The sequence below is a fragment of the Candidatus Pelagibacter sp. HIMB1715 genome, assembly GCF_052047595.1.
Lineage (GTDB): Bacteria > Pseudomonadota > Alphaproteobacteria > Pelagibacterales > Pelagibacteraceae > Pelagibacter.
The window spans coordinates 15,931-39,466 of the sequence record NZ_JBNAJY010000005.1 but is presented as its reverse complement, the minus strand read 5'-3'; the positions used below and the strand labels follow the sequence as shown (position 1 = coordinate 39,466).

23 protein-coding genes are annotated in these 23,536 nt (G+C 31.7%); 15 read left to right on the top strand and 8 right to left on the bottom strand.

Features of this window, described 5'->3' with window-relative positions; all coding sequences use genetic code 11:
- The first annotated feature begins 22 nt into the window (after positions 1-22).
- A complete protein-coding gene (locus tag ACTTAY_RS02680; protein WP_440672254.1) occupies positions 23-1,105 on the top strand; it encodes a Gfo/Idh/MocA family protein in 1,083 nt (360 codons plus the stop codon).
- On the opposite strand, the gene ACTTAY_RS02675 is transcribed toward ACTTAY_RS02680, so the two are convergent.
- From ACTTAY_RS02675 to ACTTAY_RS02655, 5 genes are read right to left on the bottom strand one after another with little or no spacing between them, the layout of a single operon-like run.
- Complete coding sequence (locus tag ACTTAY_RS02675; RefSeq protein ID WP_440672253.1) at positions 1,098-2,021, bottom strand: NAD(P)-dependent oxidoreductase; 924 nt, start codon at positions 2,019-2,021, stop codon at positions 1,098-1,100. The two genes, ACTTAY_RS02680 and ACTTAY_RS02675, sit on opposite strands and share 8 nt — an antisense overlap.
- A 37-nt stretch (positions 2,022-2,058) precedes the next feature.
- Positions 2,059-2,979, bottom strand: coding sequence for a DMT family transporter (locus tag ACTTAY_RS02670; RefSeq protein WP_440672252.1), 921 nt, complete (start codon positions 2,977-2,979; stop codon positions 2,059-2,061).
- Between the two features lie 10 nt (positions 2,980-2,989).
- The gene (locus ACTTAY_RS02665) at positions 2,990-3,973 is read right to left on the bottom strand and encodes a phytanoyl-CoA dioxygenase family protein (RefSeq protein ID WP_440618617.1); all 984 of its coding nucleotides are present in this window, start codon (positions 3,971-3,973) and stop codon (positions 2,990-2,992) included.
- A gap of 31 nt (positions 3,974-4,004) precedes the next feature.
- A complete protein-coding gene (locus ACTTAY_RS02660) occupies positions 4,005-4,874 on the bottom strand; it encodes a 2OG-Fe(II) oxygenase (protein WP_262589477.1) in 870 nt (289 codons plus the stop codon).
- Positions 4,874-5,818, bottom strand: a complete 945-nt coding sequence (locus ACTTAY_RS02655) for a ketopantoate reductase family protein (protein WP_262589476.1) — start codon at positions 5,816-5,818, stop codon at positions 4,874-4,876. The genes ACTTAY_RS02660 and ACTTAY_RS02655 overlap by 1 nt, the downstream gene beginning before the upstream one ends.
- Before the next feature lie 87 nt (positions 5,819-5,905).
- On the opposite strand from ACTTAY_RS02655, the gene ACTTAY_RS02650 reads away from it, so the two are divergent.
- From ACTTAY_RS02650 to ACTTAY_RS02640, 3 genes are read left to right on the top strand one after another with little or no spacing between them, the layout of a single operon-like run.
- Positions 5,906-6,883 carry a DUF1907 domain-containing protein gene (locus ACTTAY_RS02650; RefSeq protein WP_440672251.1) on the top strand — a complete coding sequence of 326 codons (978 nt, stop codon included), beginning with the start codon at positions 5,906-5,908 and terminating at the stop codon, positions 6,881-6,883.
- 28 nt (positions 6,884-6,911) lie between these two features.
- Positions 6,912-7,325 (top strand): MarR family transcriptional regulator, encoded by a 414-nt coding sequence (locus tag ACTTAY_RS02645; RefSeq protein ID WP_262589473.1) that lies wholly within the window; start codon positions 6,912-6,914, stop codon positions 7,323-7,325.
- Entirely contained in the window at positions 7,325-8,140 is an 816-nt protein-coding gene (locus tag ACTTAY_RS02640; protein WP_440635014.1) for a 3-methyl-2-oxobutanoate hydroxymethyltransferase, read from the top strand. The genes ACTTAY_RS02645 and ACTTAY_RS02640 overlap by 1 nt, the downstream gene beginning before the upstream one ends.
- Here ACTTAY_RS02640 and ACTTAY_RS02635 read toward each other — a convergent pair.
- Positions 8,137-8,931, bottom strand: coding sequence for an HpcH/HpaI aldolase family protein (locus tag ACTTAY_RS02635; RefSeq protein ID WP_440672250.1), 795 nt, complete (start codon positions 8,929-8,931; stop codon positions 8,137-8,139). The two genes, ACTTAY_RS02640 and ACTTAY_RS02635, sit on opposite strands and share 4 nt — an antisense overlap.
- 2 nt (positions 8,932-8,933) lie before the next feature.
- Positions 8,934-10,376: an NAD-dependent succinate-semialdehyde dehydrogenase gene (locus ACTTAY_RS02630; RefSeq protein WP_440672249.1), complete on the bottom strand. Its 1,443-nt coding sequence runs from the start codon at positions 10,374-10,376 to the stop codon at positions 8,934-8,936.
- A 95-nt stretch (positions 10,377-10,471) separates the two neighbouring features.
- Between ACTTAY_RS02630 and iolD the strand changes: the two genes are divergently transcribed.
- The 3 genes from iolD to ACTTAY_RS02615 are packed head-to-tail and all read left to right on the top strand — an operon-like array spanning position 10,472 to position 14,258.
- A complete protein-coding gene (gene iolD, locus ACTTAY_RS02625; protein WP_440672248.1) occupies positions 10,472-12,316 on the top strand; it encodes a 3D-(3,5/4)-trihydroxycyclohexane-1,2-dione acylhydrolase (decyclizing) in 1,845 nt (614 codons plus the stop codon).
- Positions 12,317-12,322: 6 nt separating this feature from the next.
- Positions 12,323-13,480 (top strand): Gfo/Idh/MocA family protein, encoded by a 1,158-nt coding sequence (locus ACTTAY_RS02620; RefSeq protein WP_440672247.1) that lies wholly within the window; start codon positions 12,323-12,325, stop codon positions 13,478-13,480.
- A gap of 16 nt (positions 13,481-13,496) precedes the next feature.
- Entirely contained in the window at positions 13,497-14,258 is a 762-nt protein-coding gene (locus ACTTAY_RS02615; RefSeq protein ID WP_440672246.1) for an SDR family NAD(P)-dependent oxidoreductase, read from the top strand.
- A gap of 3 nt (positions 14,259-14,261) precedes the next feature.
- Here ACTTAY_RS02615 and ACTTAY_RS02610 read toward each other — a convergent pair whose 3' ends face one another.
- Positions 14,262-15,263 (bottom strand): 4-hydroxythreonine-4-phosphate dehydrogenase PdxA, encoded by a 1,002-nt coding sequence (locus ACTTAY_RS02610; RefSeq protein ID WP_440672245.1) that lies wholly within the window; start codon positions 15,261-15,263, stop codon positions 14,262-14,264.
- An 89-nt stretch (positions 15,264-15,352) separates the two neighbouring features.
- Between ACTTAY_RS02610 and ACTTAY_RS02605 the strand changes: the two genes are divergently transcribed.
- From ACTTAY_RS02605 to ACTTAY_RS02570, 8 genes are all read left to right on the top strand, one after another.
- Positions 15,353-16,327: a Bug family tripartite tricarboxylate transporter substrate binding protein gene (locus tag ACTTAY_RS02605; RefSeq protein WP_440647715.1), complete on the top strand. Its 975-nt coding sequence runs from the start codon at positions 15,353-15,355 to the stop codon at positions 16,325-16,327.
- Positions 16,328-16,350: 23 nt separating this feature from the next.
- Complete coding sequence (locus ACTTAY_RS02600) at positions 16,351-16,857, top strand: tripartite tricarboxylate transporter TctB family protein (RefSeq protein WP_440672244.1); 507 nt, start codon at positions 16,351-16,353, stop codon at positions 16,855-16,857.
- Positions 16,858-18,339, top strand: coding sequence for a tripartite tricarboxylate transporter permease (locus ACTTAY_RS02595; RefSeq protein ID WP_440672243.1), 1,482 nt, complete (start codon positions 16,858-16,860; stop codon positions 18,337-18,339).
- A complete protein-coding gene (locus ACTTAY_RS02590; RefSeq protein ID WP_262589454.1) occupies positions 18,332-19,081 on the top strand; it encodes an SDR family NAD(P)-dependent oxidoreductase in 750 nt (249 codons plus the stop codon). The genes ACTTAY_RS02595 and ACTTAY_RS02590 overlap by 8 nt, the downstream gene beginning before the upstream one ends.
- Before the next feature lie 5 nt (positions 19,082-19,086).
- A complete protein-coding gene (locus ACTTAY_RS02585; RefSeq protein WP_440672242.1) occupies positions 19,087-19,989 on the top strand; it encodes an ROK family protein in 903 nt (300 codons plus the stop codon).
- A 176-nt stretch (positions 19,990-20,165) separates the two neighbouring features.
- Positions 20,166-21,071, top strand: a complete 906-nt coding sequence (locus tag ACTTAY_RS02580; protein ID WP_262589451.1) for a sugar ABC transporter substrate-binding protein — start codon at positions 20,166-20,168, stop codon at positions 21,069-21,071.
- 72 nt (positions 21,072-21,143) lie between these two features.
- Positions 21,144-22,739 (top strand): ABC transporter permease, encoded by a 1,596-nt coding sequence (locus tag ACTTAY_RS02575; protein WP_440672241.1) that lies wholly within the window; start codon positions 21,144-21,146, stop codon positions 22,737-22,739.
- The gene (locus ACTTAY_RS02570) at positions 22,739-23,518 is read left to right on the top strand and encodes an ATP-binding cassette domain-containing protein (protein WP_440672240.1); all 780 of its coding nucleotides are present in this window, start codon (positions 22,739-22,741) and stop codon (positions 23,516-23,518) included. Before ACTTAY_RS02575 ends, ACTTAY_RS02570 begins: the two co-directional genes overlap by 1 nt.
- Positions 23,519-23,536 lie beyond the last annotated feature (18 nt).

Sequence of the window (23,536 nt, the reverse complement as noted above, 5' to 3'; positions counted from 1 at the left end):
ATTAAACTGATAGATAATAAATATGGAAAAAATTAAATATGGAATAATTGGAGCTGGCACGATGGCTCGAGAACATATTTTAAATTTATCTTTAATAGACGAAGCTGAAGTAGTTGCTCTTTCAGATCCTCACGAAGAGTCTTTGAAACAGTGCCAAGAATTACTTAAATCAGAAGTTGTTTGCTTTAAAAATCATCAAGATTTGATTAAAGAAAATTTAGTCGATGTATATATAATCTCATCTCCTAATTTTACTCATATTCAAATTTTAAAAGATGTAATTCAAACTAAGAAACACATATTGGTTGAAAAACCTTTGTGTACTAAGACAAAAGATTGTTTAGAAATAGAAAAACTTACTAAAGATTACCCATCAGTACTTTGGACTGCTATGGAGTATAGGTACATGCCTCCTGTTTCAAAATTTATTAAAGAAATTCACAACAAAACAATTGGTGATCTAAAAACATTAACAATAAGAGAGCACAGATTTCCTTTCCTAAAAAAAGTAAATGACTGGAACAGATTTGAAAAAAATACTGGAGGAACTTTAGTTGAAAAGTGTTGTCATTTTTTTGATCTGATGCGTTTTATTGTTAAGAGTGAGCCCGTAAGTGTTTATGCGAGTGGGGGACAAGATGTAAATCATTTAGATGAGGAATATGATGGGAAAAAACCAGATATTATTGATAATGCTTACGTAATTGTTAATTTTGAGAACGGCTCAAGAAGTATGCTTGAGCTTTGTATGTTTGCTGAAAATTCTGAAATGCAAGAAGAGTTAACAGCAACAGGAAATATTGGTAAAATTGAAACTTCAGTTCCTTCAAACGAGTCTGGGAAAACTACTTCTGATGTAAGAATTGGTATGAGAGATGGAAAAACTAAACAAGAAAGTATTAGTGTAGATCTAAAAATACTTGAAGCAGGACATCATCATGGTTCAACTTATTATGAACATTTAGCATTTATAAATGCAGTAAAAAATAAATTAAAGCCAGAGGTATCTTTGAATGATGGATTAATCGCAGTTGCTGTTGGAGAAGCTGCCGAGACATCAATTAAACTTGGAAGAGTAGTTAAGTTAAACGAGATAATTAGTTAAAAAAATCAATCGCCTTTTTAACTATAAAATTACTAACTCTAATATTTGACTCTGTAGTGACACCTGAAATATGAGGAGTTAAAATACAATTAATTCCAGATGTTATTCTTTCGTATAAATCTTTTTTAATAGGTTCATTTTCAAATACATCTAATGCAAATCCTGAAATTAGATTTTGATCATAAGCATTTATAAGATCATTCTCATTTACAACACTACCTCTAGAAGTATTGATTATAATTGGCTGTTTTTGCATTTTAGAAAATGAAGTCTTGTTGATTAAATTTTTAGTCTCTTCTGTTAATGGTAAATGTAAAGAAATAATATCTGCATTTTTAAATACATCTTCTAATGAAGATAATTTATAATTTTTTTCATTATCTTCTAATTTTTTAATATAAGGATCATAAGCCAAAACATTTAGTCCATTTTTCAAACTATAGTCAGCAACTTTTCTGCCGATAGTACCAAAACCTACTATTCCAATACACTTTCCATTTATTTCAGTAGATTTAATAGTTGTTCTAGGCCAATCACCTTTGATCGTTCCATGATGAAACATAGGAATTTTTTTTATTAAAGACATAGAAGATGAAATCACATACTCAGCTACAGAGTCTGCATTCATGCCGGTTGCAGGTTGGACATGAATATTTTTGGTTTTACAAAATTCAGTATCAATGTTGTCTAAACCAACACCTAATCTTCCTATAAATTTTAAATTATTAGCGTTAGATAAAATATCTTTATTTACTTGAGTTTTATTTCTGACAATTAAACCATCATAATCTTTAATAATTTCTTTAAGCTCATCTTTTTTTTCCCAAAGCTTTTCATCAAATTTGATTTCAAAACTCCTGTTTAGATCGTTCAAACTGTCTTGATTAATAAACTCTGTTATTAATATTTTAGCCATACTTACTTATATATATTTTTAACTTAAATTGAATAACTTACTTTTTAATTGAAATAGTTGTTGGCCTTATTGAATTTGAAACAATATTTCTAGAAAGTTTTATCTCTCTTAAAACAATATAAATTCCAGCACCAATTATAAAAACATTTCCTAAATAAATATTCCAAGTAGGGATTTCATTAAAAATATAAAAACCGATCAATGCACCAATTAATAATTGAACATATTGTGTGTTCGCAAATATTGAAGCAGGAAGATGTCGAGCAGAATTTATAATAAAAATCATTCCCATTCCTCTTAATAAACCTGCGTTAAAATTTAAGAAAAAATCTGTTTTAGTCATTGGTATATAAAGCTCAAATGTAATCACACCTGAAATAAAAATTAAGATTAACTTTCCAATTATTAAAAATGAATACACACTCTCTGATTGACCATATTTTTTAACCAACAAATGACCCACAGACCCAAAAATTGGTATTAATAATGCCAATAATACATAGTTATTAATTTCTTTTCCAAAAGGATCGATTGCAATTATTGTTCCAATAAAACCTACTAATATTGCTGTATATCTTCTCCAACTTACTTTTTCTTTTAGAAAAATTACAGAACCAATTGTTAATACAAAGGGTGTAAAGAAGATTATGCTATACATGGTTGTCAGTGGAAGTTTATTTATACAAAGAAAAAATAATCCCATTGAAATTATTAAAGTTATTGCTCTAACCAAATGTACAAAAAAGTTTTTAGTCTTAATTTTTTTCCAAGAATTTCTAACTTGCGTGTAAAGTAAAATTGGCAGTAATGCCGATAAAGAATTAATAAATATTATTTGTGTTACATGATAATAATTTGTCAATTCTTTTGCTATAGAGTCCATGATAACAAATAAGGAATAACCAAGAATTGCTAAAAAAAAGTCTACCGAGTAGACACGGGTAGTTACTGAATTCATTTGTTAATTTTTATAATAATTTTGAAAGATCTTTTTTACTATTCTTAAACGTCGGCAAAGGATATTTAAAGGCATATTTGCGTGGAATACATTTTTCTTTTGCTTTTTCCCAAAGAGCTAACCATTGTTTAAAATTCTGAATTTTAAGATTTTTTTTATTTTTGCTTCTTACATAGAAATTTGGAAGTGGATCTCTCCCAGAAGGTTGACCAGCTACATTGTATCTAAGGTCTGCACTTATTCTAAAATCATTTGATCTATTAGGTAAGGAGCAGTGAATTGAATGTTTATGCAAAAGAATTACATCTCCAACGTCTGCCTCTAAGTGAATATGCTGCATTTTATCCAGTAATTTACTGTCTTTAATTTCTACTTGGCCTCTATAACCAGCAATATGATTTAATAATCCCATTTTATTAATTTTCTTAACAGTAATCATGCACCCATTTTTTTTTGTAGTTTTTGTAAAAGGTATCCATACAGTAACCATGTCAGTCAATTTTTGTCCTTTAGGACTGAGAACTGCAGCATCCTGATGCCAAGGTGTTCTTCCACTTAAACCGTCTAAAATTGAACCTTTTGGTAATTTTTTTTCAGGTTGTTTAATTCTAGTATTTTGTACTGGATTAGACATGATTTCTTTTCCCAAAATTTTTTCAACAACATCTAAAATATTTTTATTAGTAATTAAATTCCATAAAGATTGAGTAGCAAAGTAATCACTATCTTTCTTAACGTGATCTCTTGGCAATCTAGTATTAAAATATTGATCTAAATCATCAATTTTTAATTTCGATATATAAGAATATTTTTTTTTAAAATCTAAATTAAGAACTTTTTTTACATCCTTTTTTTTTGCAAATTTTTGGATCAAACAATCCATTACAAATTCCATGTCATTAAGGATTGGCTTTAAATCTCTTTGATAGTTAAGAACATTTTTTACTTTTAAATATCCTTGTTCAAATAATTTCTTTTGTAGATTATTTGGCATTAATAGAACCTAGTAGAAATTTTTAACAATATCAATTCTTAGGAGCAGTTGTTAAATAATTTGCATCATGAAAAGAAGTTAACATTTTTTTCTTCGTACTGATGATGTGTGGATAGTAAGCTGTTCCTTTATAATTCCAAATAACTGGCTTATTGAGTGCGTAACTTCCATAAATAAAAAATCTTTTTGGACAGTTTTTTTCTATAAAACGTTTAACTCCATGATAAGAATTTGGTGTAGATTGAAAAAATACCACAGTTCCTTTCTTTGGAGTAAATGCTTTTACTATTTCTAATTCACTCATTTTTGGAAATCGCCTGAAACTTTTTCTTAAATTTTTCTTTGATTTTTTTCTATAAATTGTAAGTGATCCTCCATTTTTCTTTGGAATATCTGTTAGATAAATTAAGAAATTATACAATCTCGTAATATCATCTCTATGAGGACGCAGTCTGTATCCTCCTTTAGAAACCGAAAAATCAATATCTAAATTAACTTTTGGGTTAGTGTAATTGTTTCCTAATAATTTTTTTAATTCACTTGAATTTAATTTCTTTTTAATAGTAAATTTTTTTTGATTAAATATTTTTGGTTTGTGAGTGTTTGTCCAAGATCCATCTTTAAAATTTTTAGAAAAAAGAGTTTCAATTTTTTTATAAAATGCCTTGCTATTAAAAAGTTTGAAGAGTTTTGCAGAATTATTTGAAGATTTAATATAGTTATTAAAATTTTTTGAGCCTTTATTAATTCTGCTTCGACCACCCATTATCATGTCATCAAAAGCTTTAGATTTACTAATTTCATCAATTAATAAATTGCAAGTATTTTTCTCAACAACTTTGTCTCCAACTAGTACAGGAAAATTACTTTTAATTTTTTTTAATCGATTAATTTTAAGCATTAACTATACATACCTTCTTTAACCTTGATCATTTTATACATCAGGTCATTTAAAGGTGTTTTTACTCCATGTTTTTTTCCAATTTTAGAAACAGCACCACTTATAAAATCAATTTCTGTTTTTCTTTTGTATTGAACATCAAAAGCCATTGAAGATTTGTTAGTTTGCATCGAATCTACAATTTTATTGAACATAAATAGACACTCATCTTCAGAAACATTAACTCCATCAGCAAGTGCTACTTCTCTTGTCTCTAAAATGATTTCTTTACCAAGCCCTCTTGAAACATCATTAGCCTTATTATTTACGTAAAGATCGGTGTGATGTAGGTCAAATATAGCTGAAAGAGGACCAATCGCTGTTAGAGCAAAAAGCTTCATCCATTTTCTTTTTTTAACATCTTCAGCTGCAATCATTTCTAAATTATGTGCAGTAAAAGTATCAGCTATTTCTGTAATTCTTTCCGTTATTCCTCCTTCATATTCACCAATCCATGAAGGCAATGCGCCATGGTTCATTATATGACCTGGTCCTAAAATATTAGAAGCTTGTGTCGTTGTTCCACCGATTACTTTTTCATTTCCAACGATACTTTGAATTATTGCTTCATGACCAATTCCATTTTGAAAAGACATGAAAACTGTTTTTTCACCAATAATATTTTTAATGCTATTTAACGCTGGTTCTAATGCAGTTGCTTTACACATAACAATCACTGCATCCATCTTATCTAACGATGATGGATCTGAAGTAGCATTAACTTTAATTATACGATCACCACCGTGACCATCCATTTTCAAACCATCTTTATTAATCGCATCAACATGCTCTTTCCAAACGTCAATTAAAGTTACATTTAAACCTTTTTCAGCTAGCAATCCTCCAAACAGGCAGCCCATAGCACCTGCGCCTAGTACGGCTACTTTTAAATCTTTATTTATCATCGTTACCTTTTTAAAATTATTTATGTATAGAAATTATATATATTATCTATAGACAATATGCAAAATAAATTATAGCTTATTAACATCATGCAATTAAAAATAGAAAAAGGAACTTTCACAAATCATTCACTTGAAGATATAGCGAATGCATTAAAAAAAGGACTTTCAGAAAATTATAAAAATGTTGAAGTAGAAGTTGTAGATTGTCCCAATCTTCGTGAATGGGATTGTCCATCTGAAGGAATAAGTGGTAACCAAAAAATCATTGATGTTGGTGGTGAACCATACATGCATGATCCTAATTTTATTGGTGCTGAATTTGATTACCAAGAAATTTCTAAAATGATTGGATCAGAAAAATCTTATGCTTTAGGTGCTGGATCTGGTGCAATGTCGTGTTTGGACGGTCACTGCGGAGAACTAGTAATTAATGAAAATTTAATTACTGACGAGTCTAGATCTATAATTGCAAGAGTAAGTCCTGATAAAAAATGTATTGTTGAAAAATATAGTGCACGAAAACATGGAGGACTTGGAAATATTTATTATACAGATGGTAAACAAGGAAAAGTAATTAAAATAAAAATCAAAGGAAGATCAGGTGATCAAGGTTCACTTCCGCAAGCGATGAGGTCTTCATTATCAAATAATTTAAATCTTAAAGAAAATGAACATGTTGCTATCGCAGGTGTATTTAGAATATTAGAAGGGAAAGTAAGATCTCATGTTCAACCAGATTACAAAGATATTACACATGAATACTATGATCCAAAACAAATGAAGTGTGTAAAAGATTTTCTTCAATTTTATGAACCTGTAGGTCCAAAATTGCAGTGTTATACAGTACTTTGGACTGGAGATCCTACAGGAGGAGAATTGAATTTAAGAGAGTCTGGTGAACATACGCATTTTCATTCTTATGAACATGATAAAGATGCTGGTCATTATCATTTTGATGTAACACCAGATGAAATCGAATATGAGGGATATTTTAATACAGCTTCAGAAGTGCATAGAGTAAATAACATTTATAAAGAGCTACTAAGCAAAAATAGTATTGAATAGAAAACTTAATAAGTTTAAGTTTATTTAAATGAAAAGACAGTTTAAGTATCCAAAAAATTTTGAAGAACAGAAAAAAATTTCAAAATCAACTCAAAAAAGAATTACATTAGCTGAAATTTCACTTGGAGATTTTGAGGGAAGGTTAGCAAATGATTTATTAAATTGGTTTTCTCTGACACCTCAACATTGGATTATGCTGCACATGGTGATGCTTGCTTATTACAAAAATAAATCTATTACAAAAAATGAACTATTAAGAGTTATAGAGAAATCTTATTTAACTTCTAATGTTTATATCGATACAGCAATCAAAAAAGGTTATTTTAGAATTATTAGAAACGAAAAGGACAAAAGATCAATTTTTATTTTACCATCAGTTGTTACTATTAAGACTTTTGAGGAATTTATTGATCGAAGAGACGTCCTTTATAAAGGTATTTAATGAAGAATGTATATACATGGGCTGCAAAACCAGCCAAAAGATCAACTACAGTAGGTGATTTAAAAGCAGCCAAAGGTAAAAGAAAATTTACTCAAGTTACTGCAAATACTGTTGATGAGGCTGCTGCAGCAGAAAAAGCTGGCTTTGACATGATTATTGCTAACGCTAAGAATATTATTCCAGTTAGAGAAGGGTCAAAAAATCTTTTTTTAACCGCAGCTTTAGTTTTGAACGAATTTGTTACAGCAGATGATATTATGCGTGGAGCATTTAAAGCTTTAGAAAATGGTGCTGATGCAGTGATGACACCAAGAAGTATGGACATAGTAGAAATGCTAGCAAAAGAAGATGTGCCTGTTATGGGTCACTTAGGATTAGTTCCAAGAAAATCAACTTGGATAGGTGGACTTCGAGCAGTTGGTAAAACTGCAAATGAGGCTTATGAGTTATTCCAAAAATTTAAAAGATTAGAAGATGCAGGAGCTTTTTCTGCTGAGTGTGAAGTAATACCTGAAAATGTAATGGGAGAAATTTCTAAACGAACAGATATTGTAACTGTCTCTTTAGGATCTGGAAGAAATGCAGATGTGATGTATTTATTTATGGAAGATATTTGTGGTGATACCGAAAATCCTCCAAGACATTCTAAAGCTTATGGAAATTTATTAAAACTTAGAAATGAAATTAAGGTTGAAAGAGTTAAAGCTCTTAAAGCATTTAAAAAAGATTCTATGGCTGGAAAGTTTCCAAGTAAGAAACAATCCTCTAATTTAGATAAAAATCAGTTTGAAGAATTTTTAAATCAACTTGATTAATAAGTAGCGTCGTCGTCTTTTTTAGACAAAGAACCTTTCATCTTATCAACAGTTGCTTTAGCGCCAGCACTTAAAGCTCTTAAATCAGAAGCTATCGTTACAAAATCAAAACCTTTTTCAATCATCTTCGTTGCGTATTCTGTTGTACCATTGTGAATTCCTGCAAAAATATTATTTTTCTTTGCATGTTCTAGAATTCTCAAAATTTCAGAATAAGCCTTTGTTGTTTCAGCTCGATCAAATCCAGGTTTTTCACCGATTGCTAAACTTAAGTCTGCAGGCCCAATATAAATACCATCAACACCTGGTGTAGACATTATCTCATCTAAATTTTCTAAAGACTCTTTAGTTTCTATCATTGCTAATTTAAGAATTTCTTCATTAGCGTGATCTGCATAATCTGCACCACCATAAATTAATCCTCTAACAGGACCAAAGCTTCTGTAACCATCAGGTGGGTACATACATGCTTGAACAAAATTTTCAGCTTCTTTTCTATTACTGACCATTGGACAAACAATTCCATAACAACCAGCATCTAAAATTTTCATTATTTGTCCTGGCTCATTCCAATTAACTCTAGCAAGTGGAGTGACATCTGTTGTCGAAATTGTTTGAAGCATCGGAAGAGCATTACTATAATCAACTAATCCATGCTGCATATCTATAGTTAATGAGTCCCAACCTTGATGTGCCATTGCTTCTACAGATGCAGTACTTGGAATTGCGCACCAACCATTAATGACGGGTTTACCGTCTTTCATCATTTGTTTAATTTTATTTTTTCTCATAATTATACCTTTAATGCCATGTGCGTGTATTTAACGTTTAGATAATCTTTGATCGCCATTGATCCACCTTCACGTCCATAACCAGTTTGTTTGATACCACCAAAAGGAGCTTCTGCTACAGCAACTGCACCAGTATTAACAGCAACGCAACCAGACTCTAACATTTCAGAACCTCTGTTGGCTTGATCCATGTTATTTGTATACAAATAACTGCATAAACCAAGGTCGTTATTGTTTGCTCTTTCTATGACTTCATCAAATGTTTTAAACGTAAGAACGGGTACGAGAGGACCAAATGGCTCTTCTCTCATAATAGTAAAATCGTCTTTTACATTATCAAAAACAGTTGGCTCATAAAAATAACCTTTGTTAAAACCCGAAGGTCTTTTTCCTCCCATCAAAACATTGGCTCCTTCATTTTTTGTTGTCTCAACTAGTTTTTCAATTTCATCTAATCTTTTTGCAGTAGTTAAAGGACCTAAGATAGTTCCTTCATCCATACCATTTCCGATTTTTAATTTCTTTGCTCTATCCATAAAAGCTCCAAGAAATTCATCTTTTTTATTTTCTTGGATATAAAATCTATTTGGAGAGATACAAACTTGTCCATTGTTTCTGAATTTTGCAGTAATCGCAATATCTGCAACTTTATTCATATCAACATCATCACATACAATAAAAGGTGAGTGACCACTAAGTTCCATAGTTACTCTTTGAACTTTGTCTGCAGCTTTCTTTAATATTAATTTACCAACTCTTGTTGAGCCTGTGATTGATACTTTTTTAATAATATCAGACTCTAATAGTTCATTTGAAATTTCTGCAGGATCGCCAGATAATAAATTAACCACTCCATCAGGAACACCTGCTTCTTTACAGATATTAACTAATTCCATAACTGCACCAGGTGTAATTACATCTGGTTTACAAATTACAGAGCAACCTGCTGCTAATGCTGTTGAAATTTTTCTTGCAGCCAAAATAATTGGAAAGTTCCATGGTATTAAAGCAGCCACAACACCTACTGGCTGATAATAAACATGAACTCTTGTGTCAGGAAATCTACTTTGAACTGTTTGACCGTAAATTCTTTTTGTTTCTTCAGCATTCCACTCAAATATATCAGCTCCTCCACCAACTTCTCCAACTCCTTCAGCAAGAGGTTTACCAACCTCAAGTGTTAACCATTTAGCAAGAACATCTTTTTTCTCTCTCATTAGATCTGCAATTTTTCTTATTACATATGATCTTTGCCATGGAGTAGTGTTACTCCAAACTTTAAGACCTTTCTCAGCTGACTTTAATGCTTTTTGTACATCTGCTGAAGATGCTTTTGATGCTTTTCCAATCACTTCCTCAGTTGCAGGGTTGATTACATCATATGTCTCTTTTTTTTCTGCTTCTTGCCATTTTCCATCAATGAATTGTCCAAATTTGCTATACATAATTTTTTATTTTTTTAAGGTTTACTAAGTTGGGTTTTTTAATTTATAAATATAAATATATATAAACATTATACATAAAAAAAATAAACCCAATTATGAAAAAAATCACTCTTACTTGTGCACATGCAATCGTAAAATATTTAATAGCTCAAAAAATATTAATTAACGGCAAAAAAGAACCACTCTTTCCTGGTGTCTTTGGAATTTTTGGGCACGGAAATGTAGCGTGTTTGGGTCAAGCACTTGAAGAAAATCAAAAAGAATTACCAACTTATAGAGGCCATCATGAGCAGAATATGGCTTTAACTGGAATAGGTTACGCTAGAGCTAAAAGAAGACAACAAATTTTTGTTGCTACTTCATCTGTTGGCCCAGGTGCAACCAATATGGTTACTGCAGCAGCAGTAGCGATGAGTAACAGATTGCCAATTTTATTTTTACCAGGTGATACTTATGCAAATAGAATGCCAGATCCAGTATTGCAACAAGTTGAACATTTTAACAATCCAAGTGTAACTGCAAACGATGCTTTCAAACCAGTTACAAGATATTTTGATCGTATCACTAGACCTGAACAAATAATTCAATCATTTCCAATAGCAATTCAAACAATGTTAGATCCTGCTGATTGTGGCCCTGCTTGTATTGCTTTAAGCCAAGATATCCAAGGCCAAACTTTTGATTATCCAGAAGAATTTTTCCAAGAAAAAGTTCACACAATTAGACGACCTAGACCAGATGAATTTCAAATTAAAGAGGCAGCTGAAAAAATTAAATCTTCAAAAAATCCCATCATTATATCTGGAGGGGGAGTTTTTTATTCAGATGCAATGGAAGAGTTGAGTCAGTTTGCAATCAAACACAATATTCCAGTTACACAAACTGTAATGGGTTATTCAACAATGAAGAGAGATCATTCTCATTTTGCAGGTCAAATTGGAGGACTTGGTGGAAAAAATACAAACACATTAGCAAAACAAACTGATCTTGCTATTGCAATAGGTACAAAGCTTGCTGATTTTACAACAGGATCATGGGCAAATTTTGAAAACGAAAATTTTAAATTAGTTTCAATTAATGTATCAAGATATGATGCAAATAAACATTTAGCTCAAGCTGTTGTTGGAGATGCAAAAGTTTCATTAACTGAACTTTCTCAAGCTTTAGGTGATTGGAAAGCAGGAGAGGATTGGAATAAGAAATCTCAAACTGAACTTAAGTCATGGAATGAACATATAGATAAAGAGAGCGCTCCAACTAATCAGGAAGTTCCAAGTTATGTTCAGGTAATTGGTGCTATTTATAGAAATTCTGATCCAACAGACATTGCAGTTACAGCTGCAGGAGGTTTGGTGGGTGAAGTAATTCAAGTATGGAGACCAAGAGAACTTAATACTCATGAAACAGAGTGGGGTTTTAGTTGTATGAGTTATGAAATATCTGGAGCATTAGGAATTAAGATGGCTAATCCAGATAAAGAAGTGATCTCATTTGTTGGCGATGGTTCTTATCTATTAAATAATACTGATATTTATTCTTCAGTAATTACAAAAAATAAATTGATCATCGTTGTTTGTGATAATGGAGGTTTTGCAGTTATAAACCGACTTCAATTATTCAAAGGTGGAAAAGAGTATAACAACTTATTAAAGAGCTCTAATACTCCTGGCTTAGTTGATGTAGATTTTGCAAAACATGCAGAGAGTATGGGGGCTAAATCTGAACACGTTACTTCAATTTCAGATCTTGAAGCTGCATTTAAAAGAGCTAAAGCATCTGATGTAACTTATGTTATTTCAATTAAAACTCATGCTTATAAATGGGTAGAAGGATCATCTTTTTGGGATAGTCCAACTTTAGAAATACCAACTACTAAAGAAAATGAAGAAGCTTTAAAACTTTACAAAGAAGGAAGAAGCAAACAAAGACAAGGTATTTAATCCTTTATGAACAAAGTATTTAAAGTCGGTCTCATAGGATGTGGTCATATTTCAGAGACTTATTTTAGAGCTGAAAAATATTTTAATAATATAAAGATTGTTAAATGTGCTGATATTAATCATGCTAATGCACTTAAATGTGCAAAGACATACAAAATTAAAGCATTATCGGTAAAAGATTTATTAAAAGATCAAGAAGTAGAAATCATATTAAATCTAACTATTCCAAAAGCTCATTATCAAGTTGCTAAGCAATCATTGTTGAATGGTAAACATGTTTATTCTGAAAAACCTATGGCCATTAATTTTAAAGATGGTTTAAACCTTGTTAAAATCGCAAAGAGAAAAAAACTTTATATAGGAAATGCACCTGATACTTTTTTAGGTGGTGGAATTCAAAAATCAAAAGAGTTAGTAGAAAAAAATATAATAGGCAAAATTTCATTAGGAAATGCAATTTTTGCATTCCCAGGTGTTCAATCCTATCATCCAAATCCAGAACCTTGGTTTGCTAAAAAAGAAGGTGGACCAGTAATAGATATGGGACCTTACTATCTAACAGCTTTAGTAAATTTATTAGGACCAGCTAAAAAAGTAACTGGTAGTATAATGGAAGGAGTAAAGAGAAGAACAATTGGAATTGGGCCTAAAAAAAATAAAACTTTTAAAGTTGAATGTCCAACAACATATTTATCAACAATTCAGTTTGAGAATGGTACAATTATAAGATTAACTTTATCATTTGATGTTATTGCGCATCAAAGAAATCACATTGAATTATATGGAAGCAAAGGTTCTATGATTGTACCAGACCCAAATATGTTTGGTGGATCTGTTTATGTTTGTAATAAACTAGGGGATCCTTGGAAAGAATATAAAACAAACAAAATGCATCTTGGTAAAATCAACATAAGATCACAGAGTTCTAGAGCAAACGAGTCTCCTACCAATGCAAATTACCGTGGAGCAGGACTTGCAGAAATGGCTTATTCAATTGAAAATAAAAAAATAAATAAATGTAATGGAGAGCTATCTCTTCATGTTTTAGACATCATTCAATCAACAATGAAAGCATGTAAGACAAATAAACCACAAGTAATTAAAACTACATGCAAAAAGCCAAGTTTATTTAATACAAAAGATATAAAGAAAATATTGAAATAATCTTTATAATCAAAATATGAAAGTCCAATATTTTGACTTAAAAGATAAACGTGCTTTAGTTTCAGGTGGAGCATCTGGTATCGGTGCATCAATTGTTGAACATCTTTGTGAACAAGGTGTTGAGGTTTATTTTTTTGATATAGATAAAAAAGAAGCTCAAAAATTAATTTCGAAAATAAAAAAGAAAAAACAAAAAATACCTACTTTTCATTTTTGCAATATTAAAAATATAAAAAAATACAAAACTCTAATCCAGAGCATTATTAAAAAAAAAGGCCCAATTGATATTTTAGTAAATAATGCATCCAATGATCAAAGGCACACACTTGAAGAAGTTACCGAAAAATACTGGGACGACAGAATGGCAATAAATTTGAAACACTATTTGTTTGCTATTCAAGCAGTTAAAAAAAGTATGATTAAAAATAAAGGTGGATCAATTATAAATTTAGGTTCTGTTAGTTGGATTAGAGGAGCAGTTATGTTTCCAGCATACAGTACTGCAAAAGCTGCAATTTATGGTTTAACAAAATCTTTAGCTAGAGATTTAGGGCAACATAATATTAGAATAAACTCTATTGCCCCTGGTTCAGTTGCAACTAAAAGACAGTCAAAATTATGGTTAAATCCAAAATTTAAAAAAGAAATTTTAGATAAACAGTGTCTTAAAAAACAAGTATTACCTGAGGATGTCTCAAGGATGGTTTTATATTTAGCATCAGATGTTTCATCTGGATGTACTAAACAAAATTTTACAGTAGATGCGGGTTTAATTTAAAGTTTAGCTTAACTTCTTTTTATTTTCAGCCATTGATAGTGCAATTTTAAATGAATTTAAAATTGGAGCTAAGTTAGCTTCATTTTTACCAGCAATTGCAAACGCAGAACCATGTGCAGTAGTTGTTACAGGAACAGTTAATCCACCTTGAACAGTAACTCCTCTATCAAAACCAAATGCTTTAAGTCCAGATTGAAGTGCATCATGATACATTCCAACCATACAATCATGGTTTTTATTTTTATAAGCAACTACAAAAGAAGTATCACATGGTAACGGACCATCTGTATTAAATCCAAGCTTTTTTGCTTCTTCTATTGCTGGAATAATTTCATCTTTTTCTTCAGTGCCAAATTCAGCATGTGGGTTAAGTGCTTGAACTGCTATTCTAGGATTTTTTACGCCATTCAATTCCATAACTTCATTAATTAATCTAATAGGCTTTAAGATATTTTCTTTTGTGATGTGCTGTGCAACTTCTTTAATTGGAATGTGAGAGGTTACTCTTGCAGTCCAAAAATTATCTATAACATTAAACTCACAACAAAAACTTTTTACATCTAATTTTTCAGCCATTAATTGTAATTCATCTGAATGGGTATTTCCTCCAAGCTTTAAACTTGTCTTATTCATTGGAGCAAAATTAATAGCATCAATTTTTTTTTCTTTAGCAAGAGTTAATGCTAAATCTAAAGCCTCCAAAACACTTTCACCTGATTCTTTTGAAGGTTCAGCTATTTTATATTTATGATTTTTTCCTTTTGAAATATCTAATAAAAATCTATTCGATTTGTTAAAATCAATTTGATCAAAGCTTTCTACGATTTCAAGTTGGTGAGAGTTGCCAGTTACATTATTTCCACTTTCAAGTATTTGTTTTTCACCAATAACAACAATATTTGCTTTGTTAGTTATTTCTTCACTTAATAATTTTGAAATAAGTTCAGGTCCTATTCCCGCAGGATCACCAAGTAGAAGTGCGATGCTAGCTTTTGTTTCACTCATTTTTTACTTTACGTATTGTATTAAAATATGATTATATATTTATATATAACTTTTATATATAAAAACTAAATAAACTAAAGAGGGAAATAATGAAAAAAAGCTTTAAACTATTTTTAGCAGCTGCTTTTTTAGTAACTGAATTTTTTGTTGTAGCTCTTCCATTAATGATCACTTCAGCAAAAGCTGATGGACACCCAATCCAAGCAATTACTCACGCTGGTTTTGGTGGTGGAACTGACGTTACTACTAGAATGATGTTATTAAGAGCAAGAAGAGTTCTTAAACAAGATATGCAGTTAGTTAACAAAAAAGGTGGTGGTGGAGCAGCATCTATGGATTACATGATGTCTTTACCTGCAGATGGTAACCACACTCTAACTTGGACTACTGGTCACGCAGTATCAATGGCTTTAGGAAAAACTAAAGTAAAATTAAGCGATATGCAGCCTTTAGCAAGAGGTACAGATGATCCTCAATTATTTGTTGTTAACTGTAACAATGAAATTAAAGATGCTAAAAAATTCATTAGCGCGCAAAAATCAAAATCACTAAAATATGGAACAACACACACTGGTGGTATTGATGATGTTAGTGCAATTGCATTTACTAAAAAGGGTGGATTAACAGATCCAACTATTGTTGCTTACAAAGGTGTAGCGCCAATTAAAACTAACCTTATCAAAGGTGATATCGATGTAGGTGTTTTAAACTTAGGTGAAGCATTAACTGAAATCAACGAAGGTAAACTTTGTGTATCAGTTGTTTTAGCAAATAATAGAATGGCTAAAATTGGTGACTCTCCAACAGCAAAAGAATTGGGAATTCCTGTTTCTTTATCTACTGTTAGAGGTTTCGTAACTAAAAAAGGTGCTCCAGCGGATAGAGTGAAACAGTTAGAAGCTGGAATGATGAAAGCTATGAGCCACAACTATTACAAAAATTTCTTAACTGAAATTGGTCTTGATGACACTAGTGTAGTTGGTGCTGACGAGTGGGGTAAGCAAATGGAAGAAATGCTTGCTGAAATGACTGCTCAGCTAAAAGCTTTAGGTTACATTAACTAATCTAATTAAAAGTACATTTACATATGAAAAATGTACAAAAACAAAAAAGGGCAAACAAAAGTTTGCCCTTTTTTTTTAGAGATGAATTTAAAGTCTCTTTTGTAATTATTTTTATTTCTGTAGCATTATTAATCACTACTTTTACTTTTGATATTGTTCCTCCTATTTTGAATAGAGGAATACAGCCTGCAACATTTCCAAAAGCACTTTTGGTATTAATAATAGCTATGACTTTATTGATCTATTATTTAGCAACTAAAAACCCTTGGAAGGTTCAAAAAGAATTACCAAAGTCATTTTTTTTAACACTTTCTAGTTTTGTGATTTTTTTAATCATTTCAAAGACTTTAGATTTCTTTTTAGCAATTTCAGTTTTATCTATTTTTGTTTCTTATTGTTGGGGAGAGAAAAGAATATTTTATTTATTACTTGTTGGAATTATATTTCCTGTGATTGTCTTTATTTTCTTTGAAACAATTTTAGGTCTAAGATTTCCACCTGGAATTATAACTAACATTTATTATAGCTAGATGGATAATTTATTATTAATGATGGCTCCTTTATTTAGCTCAAAGCTATTATTGGTTTTATTTTTTGGAACATTGTTTGGATTAATTTTAGGAGTGTTACCTGGTTTAGGTCCAACAACCGGCGGTGCATTAATTTTACCTTTTACAATGACACTTGATCCATTGTCAGCAATTGTATTGTTAACTTCTATTTATTGTGCAGGTACTTACGGTGGTGCGATAACAGCAGTTCTAATTAATACACCAGGAACACCAGCTGCTGCAGCAACTTGTTTAGATGGTTATCCTTTAGCACAAAAAGGAGAGGCTGGAAGAGCTCTAGGAATGGCTACTGTTTCAAGTACAGTTGGTGGTATTTTTAGTGTTGTAATACTTGTCTTTTTTGCACCTATATTAGCTCAGCTTGCATATGAATTTGGTCAGCCAGAATATTTTGCATTAGCGATCTTTGGTTTAACGATGCTTGCATCAATTGGAGAGGGTAGTCCTATTAAAAATTTGATTGCAGGCGCATTTGGAATTTTAATTTCAACGGTTGGTAAAGATTTTATGACATCAATTGATCGTTTTACTTTTGGAATTAATGAATTAACAGAAGGAATTGGTTTTATACCGGTGGTGGTTGGTTTGTTTGCAATGAGTGAGATGTTAACACAATCAACTTTAATTAATCAGGTATTTAACAGAATAGCTTTAAAAGCAATCAAACTTCCAAGTAAAGATGATTACAAAAAAACTTGGAAAACAATTTTAAGATCTAGTGGTATTGGTTCATTTATTGGAGTGTTGCCTGCAGAAGGTGGAACAGTTGCCTCTTTAATTGGATATTCAGAAGCAAAAAGATTTTCAAAAAAACCAGAGGAATTTGGAAAAGGATCCATAGAAGGTATAGCTGGTGCAGAAGCTGCAAATAATGCAGCAACAGGTGGAGCAATGGTTCCAACACTTGCACTTGGAATTCCAGGTAGTGCAACAACAGCTGTTATCTTAACAGGATTAATTATACATGGGGTTAGACCAGGACCTGATTTGTTTAGAGAACAACCTGATTTTTTATATGGAATTTTTGGCGCAATGTTAATTGCTAATGTTTTGTTCTTTATATTTGGTTTTTTTGGTGCAAAAATTTTTGCAAGAATAACGTTGGTACCTAATAAAATATTATGGCCAATGATCTTTGCAGTTTCAGTTTGTGGAACTTATTCATTAAATCAATCTATAATTGATGTTTGGATAATGTTATTTTTTGGTGTGCTTGGTTTTTTTATGAGAAGATATGGTTTCTCTGTTGTCCCTGTTATCATTGGATTGATTTTAGGTGAGTTGGTTGAAGGAACCTTAAGACAATCTCTGGTTATATTTGATGGAAATTGGTTAATGTTTTTGACAAGACCAATAGCTTTAACATTCTTTATTTTATCTTTAATTGCTTTAGCTTTTCCTTTAATAAGAGCAAAAAAATTAAAAAATAAAAATGATTAAATTTGATTTAAACAACAGAGTAGCAATTGTAACAGGTGGAGCTCAAGGATTTGGATTAGCTATCACTGAAAGATTTATCGAGTCTGGTGCCAAAGTAGTAATTTGGGATATCGACGAGGGAGAAGCTAAAAAAGCATTAGAAAAAGTAAATTCTGAAAATTTAACTTATCAAATAGTTGATGTGAGCAACTATGAAACAATTAATTCAAAATTATCTGAAGTTGAAAAATCACATGGTAAAATTGATATCTTTATAAACAATGCAGGTGTAGCAGGTATGAATACTACTGTTGCAGAATATCCAATAGAAGAGTGGAACAAAGTTATTAATCTTAACTTAAATGCAGTATTTTATTGTTGTAAAGCAGTTGTTCCATTTATGGCAAAGAATGATTATGGAAGAATTGTTAATATTGCCTCTATTGCAGGTAAAGAAGGAAATCCAAATGCAAGCGCTTACAGTACTTCAAAAGCAGGAGTTATAGGTTTGACTAAATCTTTAGGTAAAGAACTTGCACAAAAAAATATTGCAGTAAATTGTGTTACTCCAGCTGCCGCAAAAACTAGAATTTTTGATCAAATGACTGAGGAGCATATAAATTATATGCTTTCAAAAATACCAAGAAATAAATTTGCTAAAGTAGAGGAATTGGCTTCCTTAGTTGCTTGGCTATCTAGTGAAGAAAATTCATTTTCAACAGCTGCAGTGTTCGATCTAAGTGGTGGTAGAGCAACTTACTAATAATTATGCAAGTAGGTATAGACGTTGGTGCAACAAAGATCGAGAGTGTTGTACTTGAAGAAGATGGACAAGAAAAACACAGATCTAGAATAGCATGTCCAAAAAACTATACTCAAATTATTACTGCAATAAGAGATATTCATAAAAAATTAGAAGAAGAGTTTAAGCAAGAGCTTCCAATTGGCGTTTGTCATCCAGGAGTTCATTCCCCTCAAACAGGGTTGGTTAAAAACGTTCCTAACATCAGTTGGTTAGAAAAGAAGCCGTTTCAAAATGATTTACGTAAGGCACTTGGTAAAGAAGTATTTTGTGAAAATGATGCAAATTGTTTTGCCTTGTCAGAAGCCATAGATGGAGCAGGGAAGCATTATAAAATTGTTTATGGAATTATTTTAGGATCTGGAGTTGGAGGTGGTTTGGTAATTGATAAAAAAATAGTTAGTGGTCCTAATGGTGTTGCTGGAGAGTGGGGTCATAATCAAATTCCTTATTTCGCAGCAAAGAAGGAAAATTTCGACTCGAGTAACCCTAGAGAAGCAGAGATTGAGAGTTTTTTATCTGGCTTAGGGCTAGCTAAAAGATTTAAAAAACTTTATGGAAAAAATTTGAAAACAAATGAAATTTTTGAATTAAATAGACAACATGATTTAGATGCTGAAAAATTTATAGACGATTTTAAAGTCAATTTAGCAATGTCACTTTCAAGCATAATAAATATTTTAGATCCTGATGCTTTTATATTTGGAGGAGGAGTTTCAAACGAAATTGATTTCTTGCATGAAATAGATTCACTTGTACGAAAATTTGTAATTGGGAGAGAATACGAAGGTGTTTTTTTAAAACCAAGATATGGTGATGCTAGTGGCGTTAGAGGTGCTGCAAGATTAGGAAGAAGTGCGACATACTAGTTTTAAATTTAAATTAGAGAAATTCTAAATTTTAAAGATAAGCAAAAAAGCGAAAAAAATTTAAAAAAAAAAAATCAATTAAAAGTTGTATTTATATTTTTTGTTATGAACTTTGCTCAAACTAGGTATATTTCGTTTTTTAAATTAATTTAAAAACAATAAAAAAGGGAGAAATAATGAAAAAACTTATACTTTCGATTGCAGCTCTTGCATTATTTGCAACTTCTGCGTTCGCTGAAAGATATGTCATGATTACTCATGGTGAAGGAAAAGATCCTTTTTGGCCTGTAGTTCAAAAAGGTGGTGAAGATGCAGCTAGAGCAATCGGTGCTGACTTCGAATATATCTATAACCCTTCTGCTGATATGGCTGATATGGCAAGCTCAATTCAAGCTGCTGCAGCTACTCAACCAGATGGTATGGTAATTTCTTTACCAGATCCAGATGCATTAGGCCCAGCTATTAAAGCTGCTGTTGCTGCTGGTGTTCCAGTAATTACAATGAACTCTGGTTTAGAGTCTTCTGCTAGCCTAGGTGCTTTAATGCACGTTGGTCAGCCTGAATTACTTGCTGGTCAAAAAGCTGGTGAAAGAGCAAAAGCTGAAGGTGCTTCTAAAGCACTTTGTATGATTCAAGAAGCATACAACACAGCTCTTGTAGACAGATGTGAAGGTTACGGTTCAGCTGTTCCTATGCAAATGACTGATACTACATCTGACCCTGCAACTATTCAAACTAGAGCAACTGCTGCTTTACAAGCTAACAGCGATATCGATGCGATCCTTTCAGTAGGACCACACGTGTGTGAAGCTGTTGATAAAGCTTTAGCTGATCTAGGTATGACAGTACACCACTCTTGCTTTGACTTAAGTCCTGCAGTTATGGATTTAATCGGATCTGGAAGAGTTGCTTTCACTATCGACCAACAACAAAGATTACAAGGTTATATGCCAATTATCGTATTACACTTGTACAACAACAGTGCTGGACTTTTACCAGGAGCTAACATCCCATCAGGACCTGGCTTCGTTGACAAGTCTAACGCTTCTTCAGTTGCTGCTTTAGCAGGTATTGATAGATAGTCTGTAATAATTTAAAGGGTCGATTATTCAATCGGCCCTTTTTTTTTAACAAAATTAATAAGTCTTTTATAAATGAATACATCAACAACAAAAAAGCCAAGACAAGAGTCAGACCGACAAGGTGAAAAAAAATGGTACTCTGCATTTATGTCTCGACCAGAAGTTGGACCTTTTGGAGTTATGGTTTTACTTTTTTGTATGTTGGGATACTTTTCTATTCCAGAAGGACAATTTTCTCTTAACCCTTTCTCTGGTGAAGGATTTAACGCTTTAGGAATTAGAAATAATTTTAGGGTAATTGCACAATTAGGGATCGTTGCACTTGCTGCTGGAATGTTAATCATTGCAGGTGAATTTGATCTTTCTGTTGGTTCAATGATCGGCTTTGCTGGTGGTTGTATGGCAATGATACTAAAATGGGGTTTTGCTGTTGTTATTCCTTACATATCTTTTGAAGGTGGTTTTCATTTTGAAGGATTTACATTATTTAAAATTCAAGATGTATCTCCGTTATTAGCAATATTAATTACATTATGTATGACATTATCTTTTGGATGGATACAAGGATGGATAATTGTTAAGAGTGGAATATCTTCTTTCATCGTTACACTGGGTGGACTTTTCTTTTTAAGAGGTTTAACTGAGGTATCATACAGAGCATTTAACAAAGCTCCTGATCAAACTGCTGGATCAACAACTGTTACAGATTTACCAGATATCAAAAACATCATAAATGTACCAGGTCATGGAGAAATGGAAAGAGATGCTGCTAAATCTTTACCAAATGATCAATTATTAGAAATTCTTAACACTGTGCCAGCTAGCACGGTTGCAAAATTAACTGAACGATTAACATATATTAACGAAAAAGTTGCAGCTTACAAAACTGCTATGAATGCTGAAAAGATGATTGCAACTTTAGAAAAATCATTAGCTGGGGCAAAAAAATCTGGCAATGACTCAATGGTTGAAATTTTGACAAAGAAAATTGAAGCTGGTGTTAATGTTCCTGAAGTTGCAGCAAAAGCTGTTACTGATATCGATATAGCAAAAGCTTATATCGACACCATTGTTACTGCAAGACCAGTCGCTAATTTCTTTGGTGGCGATATTATGGAACCAGTATTTAACTGGCTTTATTACACAGTAGATTGGAACGTAAATAACTTTGGAAACATTTTTGCTAAAGGGATGTATTCTTGTTTGATGATTTGGGGACTAATTGCATTTATTTGTTATTTAATTTTAAGTAAAACTCAAGCAGGTAACTGGATTTATTCAACAGGTGGAAATCTTAATGCTGCAAAAGCTAATGGTGTACCAACGAATAAAGTTAAGATTTCATTATTTATGTTCACTGCTTTTTGCGCAACTATGTTTGCGGCTTGTCAGGTATTTGAAGTTAACACAGCAGATACAGCTAAAGGTAATTTAAAAGAGTTAGAAGCAATTGCTGCAGCTGTTATTGGTGGTGTTGTATTAACTGGTGGTTTTGGAACTATAGGTGGAATAATCTTAGGTACAATTATCTTTGGTATTGCAAAAGAAGCTTTCTTTTATATTCCAGGAATTGATGGATCGTTCTATAGAGTGTTCCTTGGAGCAGTGCTTGTTACTGCTGCCTTTACCAATGAGAATATACGAAAACGAATTATGGGAAATATCTAATGGATAAAAAACCATTAATTGAAATAAAAAATTTAGTAAAAAAATTTGGATCATTTACTGCTTTAAATGGTGTTTCATTAGATGTTTATCCAGGGGAAGTTCATGCATTGTTAGGTGATAATGGTGCTGGAAAATCAACTTTGATTAAAGTGTTATCTGGTGTTCATCCTATGACAAGTGGAGAAATAAAAGTAGATGGAGAAAATGTTAACTTTACATCACCACGTCAAGCATCTGATGCAGGAATTGGAACTGTTTATCAAGATTTAGCACTTAACGCTCTAACATCAGTAACAAGAAATTTTTTTCTTGGACGAGAATTAATAAAAGGACCTAGTGGATTTGGTTTAATGCAAATGGATGAGATGGATAGAATAACAATAGAGGAAATGTCCAAAATTGGAATTAACATTGCAAACCCTAATCAGCCAGTTGGAACAATGTCAGGTGGACAAAGACAAACATTGGCGATTGCAAGAGCAATTTATTTTGGTGCAAAGATATTGATATTAGATGAACCTACATCAGCATTAGGTCAAAAGCAGCAAATGGAAGTTTTAAAGACAATTAAAAAAGTTCAAAATTTAGGAAACATTGCAATTATACTTATCACACACAATGAAATTCATGCTCGTCTTATAGCTGATCGATTTACATTTTTAAGTTTAGGAGAAGTAATTGGTTCAGGATTGTCTTCAGAACTAGGTAACGAAGATGTGAAAAGATTGATGGCAGGTGGTGCTAAAATTGGTGATCTAGCTAAAGAATTAGAGTTATAATTTTTTATTTTTTTTTAA

Bases quoted from the DNA above. Each gene is read 5' to 3' on its own strand.
- ACTTAY_RS02610 (WP_440672245.1), bottom strand. From the start codon at position 15,263: ATGAGTGAAACAAAAGCTAGCATCGCACTTCTACTTGGTGATCCTGCG.
- ACTTAY_RS02620 (WP_440672247.1), top strand. From the start codon at position 12,323: ATGAACAAAGTATTTAAAGTCGGTCTCATAGGATGTGGTCATATTTCA.
- ACTTAY_RS02630 (WP_440672249.1), bottom strand. From the start codon at position 10,376: ATGTATAGCAAATTTGGACAATTCATTGATGGAAAATGGCAAGAAGCA.
- ACTTAY_RS02665 (WP_440618617.1), bottom strand. From the start codon at position 3,973: ATGCCAAATAATCTACAAAAGAAATTATTTGAACAAGGATATTTAAAA.
- ACTTAY_RS02680 (WP_440672254.1), top strand. From the start codon at position 23: ATGGAAAAAATTAAATATGGAATAATTGGAGCTGGCACGATGGCTCGA.
- ACTTAY_RS02605 (WP_440647715.1), top strand. From the start codon at position 15,353: ATGAAAAAAAGCTTTAAACTATTTTTAGCAGCTGCTTTTTTAGTAACT.
- ACTTAY_RS02675 (WP_440672253.1), bottom strand. From the start codon at position 2,021: ATGGCTAAAATATTAATAACAGAGTTTATTAATCAAGACAGTTTGAAC.
- ACTTAY_RS02600 (WP_440672244.1), top strand. From the start codon at position 16,351: ATGAAAAATGTACAAAAACAAAAAAGGGCAAACAAAAGTTTGCCCTTT.
- ACTTAY_RS02570 (WP_440672240.1), top strand. From the start codon at position 22,739: ATGGATAAAAAACCATTAATTGAAATAAAAAATTTAGTAAAAAAATTT.
- ACTTAY_RS02595 (WP_440672243.1), top strand. From the start codon at position 16,858: ATGGATAATTTATTATTAATGATGGCTCCTTTATTTAGCTCAAAGCTA.
- ACTTAY_RS02575 (WP_440672241.1), top strand. From the start codon at position 21,144: ATGAATACATCAACAACAAAAAAGCCAAGACAAGAGTCAGACCGACAA.
- ACTTAY_RS02615 (WP_440672246.1), top strand. From the start codon at position 13,497: ATGAAAGTCCAATATTTTGACTTAAAAGATAAACGTGCTTTAGTTTCA.
- ACTTAY_RS02580 (WP_262589451.1), top strand. From the start codon at position 20,166: ATGAAAAAACTTATACTTTCGATTGCAGCTCTTGCATTATTTGCAACT.
- ACTTAY_RS02585 (WP_440672242.1), top strand. From the start codon at position 19,087: ATGCAAGTAGGTATAGACGTTGGTGCAACAAAGATCGAGAGTGTTGTA.
- ACTTAY_RS02660 (WP_262589477.1), bottom strand. From the start codon at position 4,874: ATGCTTAAAATTAATCGATTAAAAAAAATTAAAAGTAATTTTCCTGTA.
- ACTTAY_RS02640 (WP_440635014.1), top strand. From the start codon at position 7,325: ATGAAGAATGTATATACATGGGCTGCAAAACCAGCCAAAAGATCAACT.
- ACTTAY_RS02655 (WP_262589476.1), bottom strand. From the start codon at position 5,818: ATGATAAATAAAGATTTAAAAGTAGCCGTACTAGGCGCAGGTGCTATG.
- ACTTAY_RS02635 (WP_440672250.1), bottom strand. From the start codon at position 8,931: ATGAGAAAAAATAAAATTAAACAAATGATGAAAGACGGTAAACCCGTC.
- iolD (WP_440672248.1), top strand. From the start codon at position 10,472: ATGAAAAAAATCACTCTTACTTGTGCACATGCAATCGTAAAATATTTA.
- ACTTAY_RS02650 (WP_440672251.1), top strand. From the start codon at position 5,906: ATGCAATTAAAAATAGAAAAAGGAACTTTCACAAATCATTCACTTGAA.
- ACTTAY_RS02670 (WP_440672252.1), bottom strand. From the start codon at position 2,979: ATGAATTCAGTAACTACCCGTGTCTACTCGGTAGACTTTTTTTTAGCA.
- ACTTAY_RS02590 (WP_262589454.1), top strand. From the start codon at position 18,332: ATGATTAAATTTGATTTAAACAACAGAGTAGCAATTGTAACAGGTGGA.
- ACTTAY_RS02645 (WP_262589473.1), top strand. From the start codon at position 6,912: ATGAAAAGACAGTTTAAGTATCCAAAAAATTTTGAAGAACAGAAAAAA.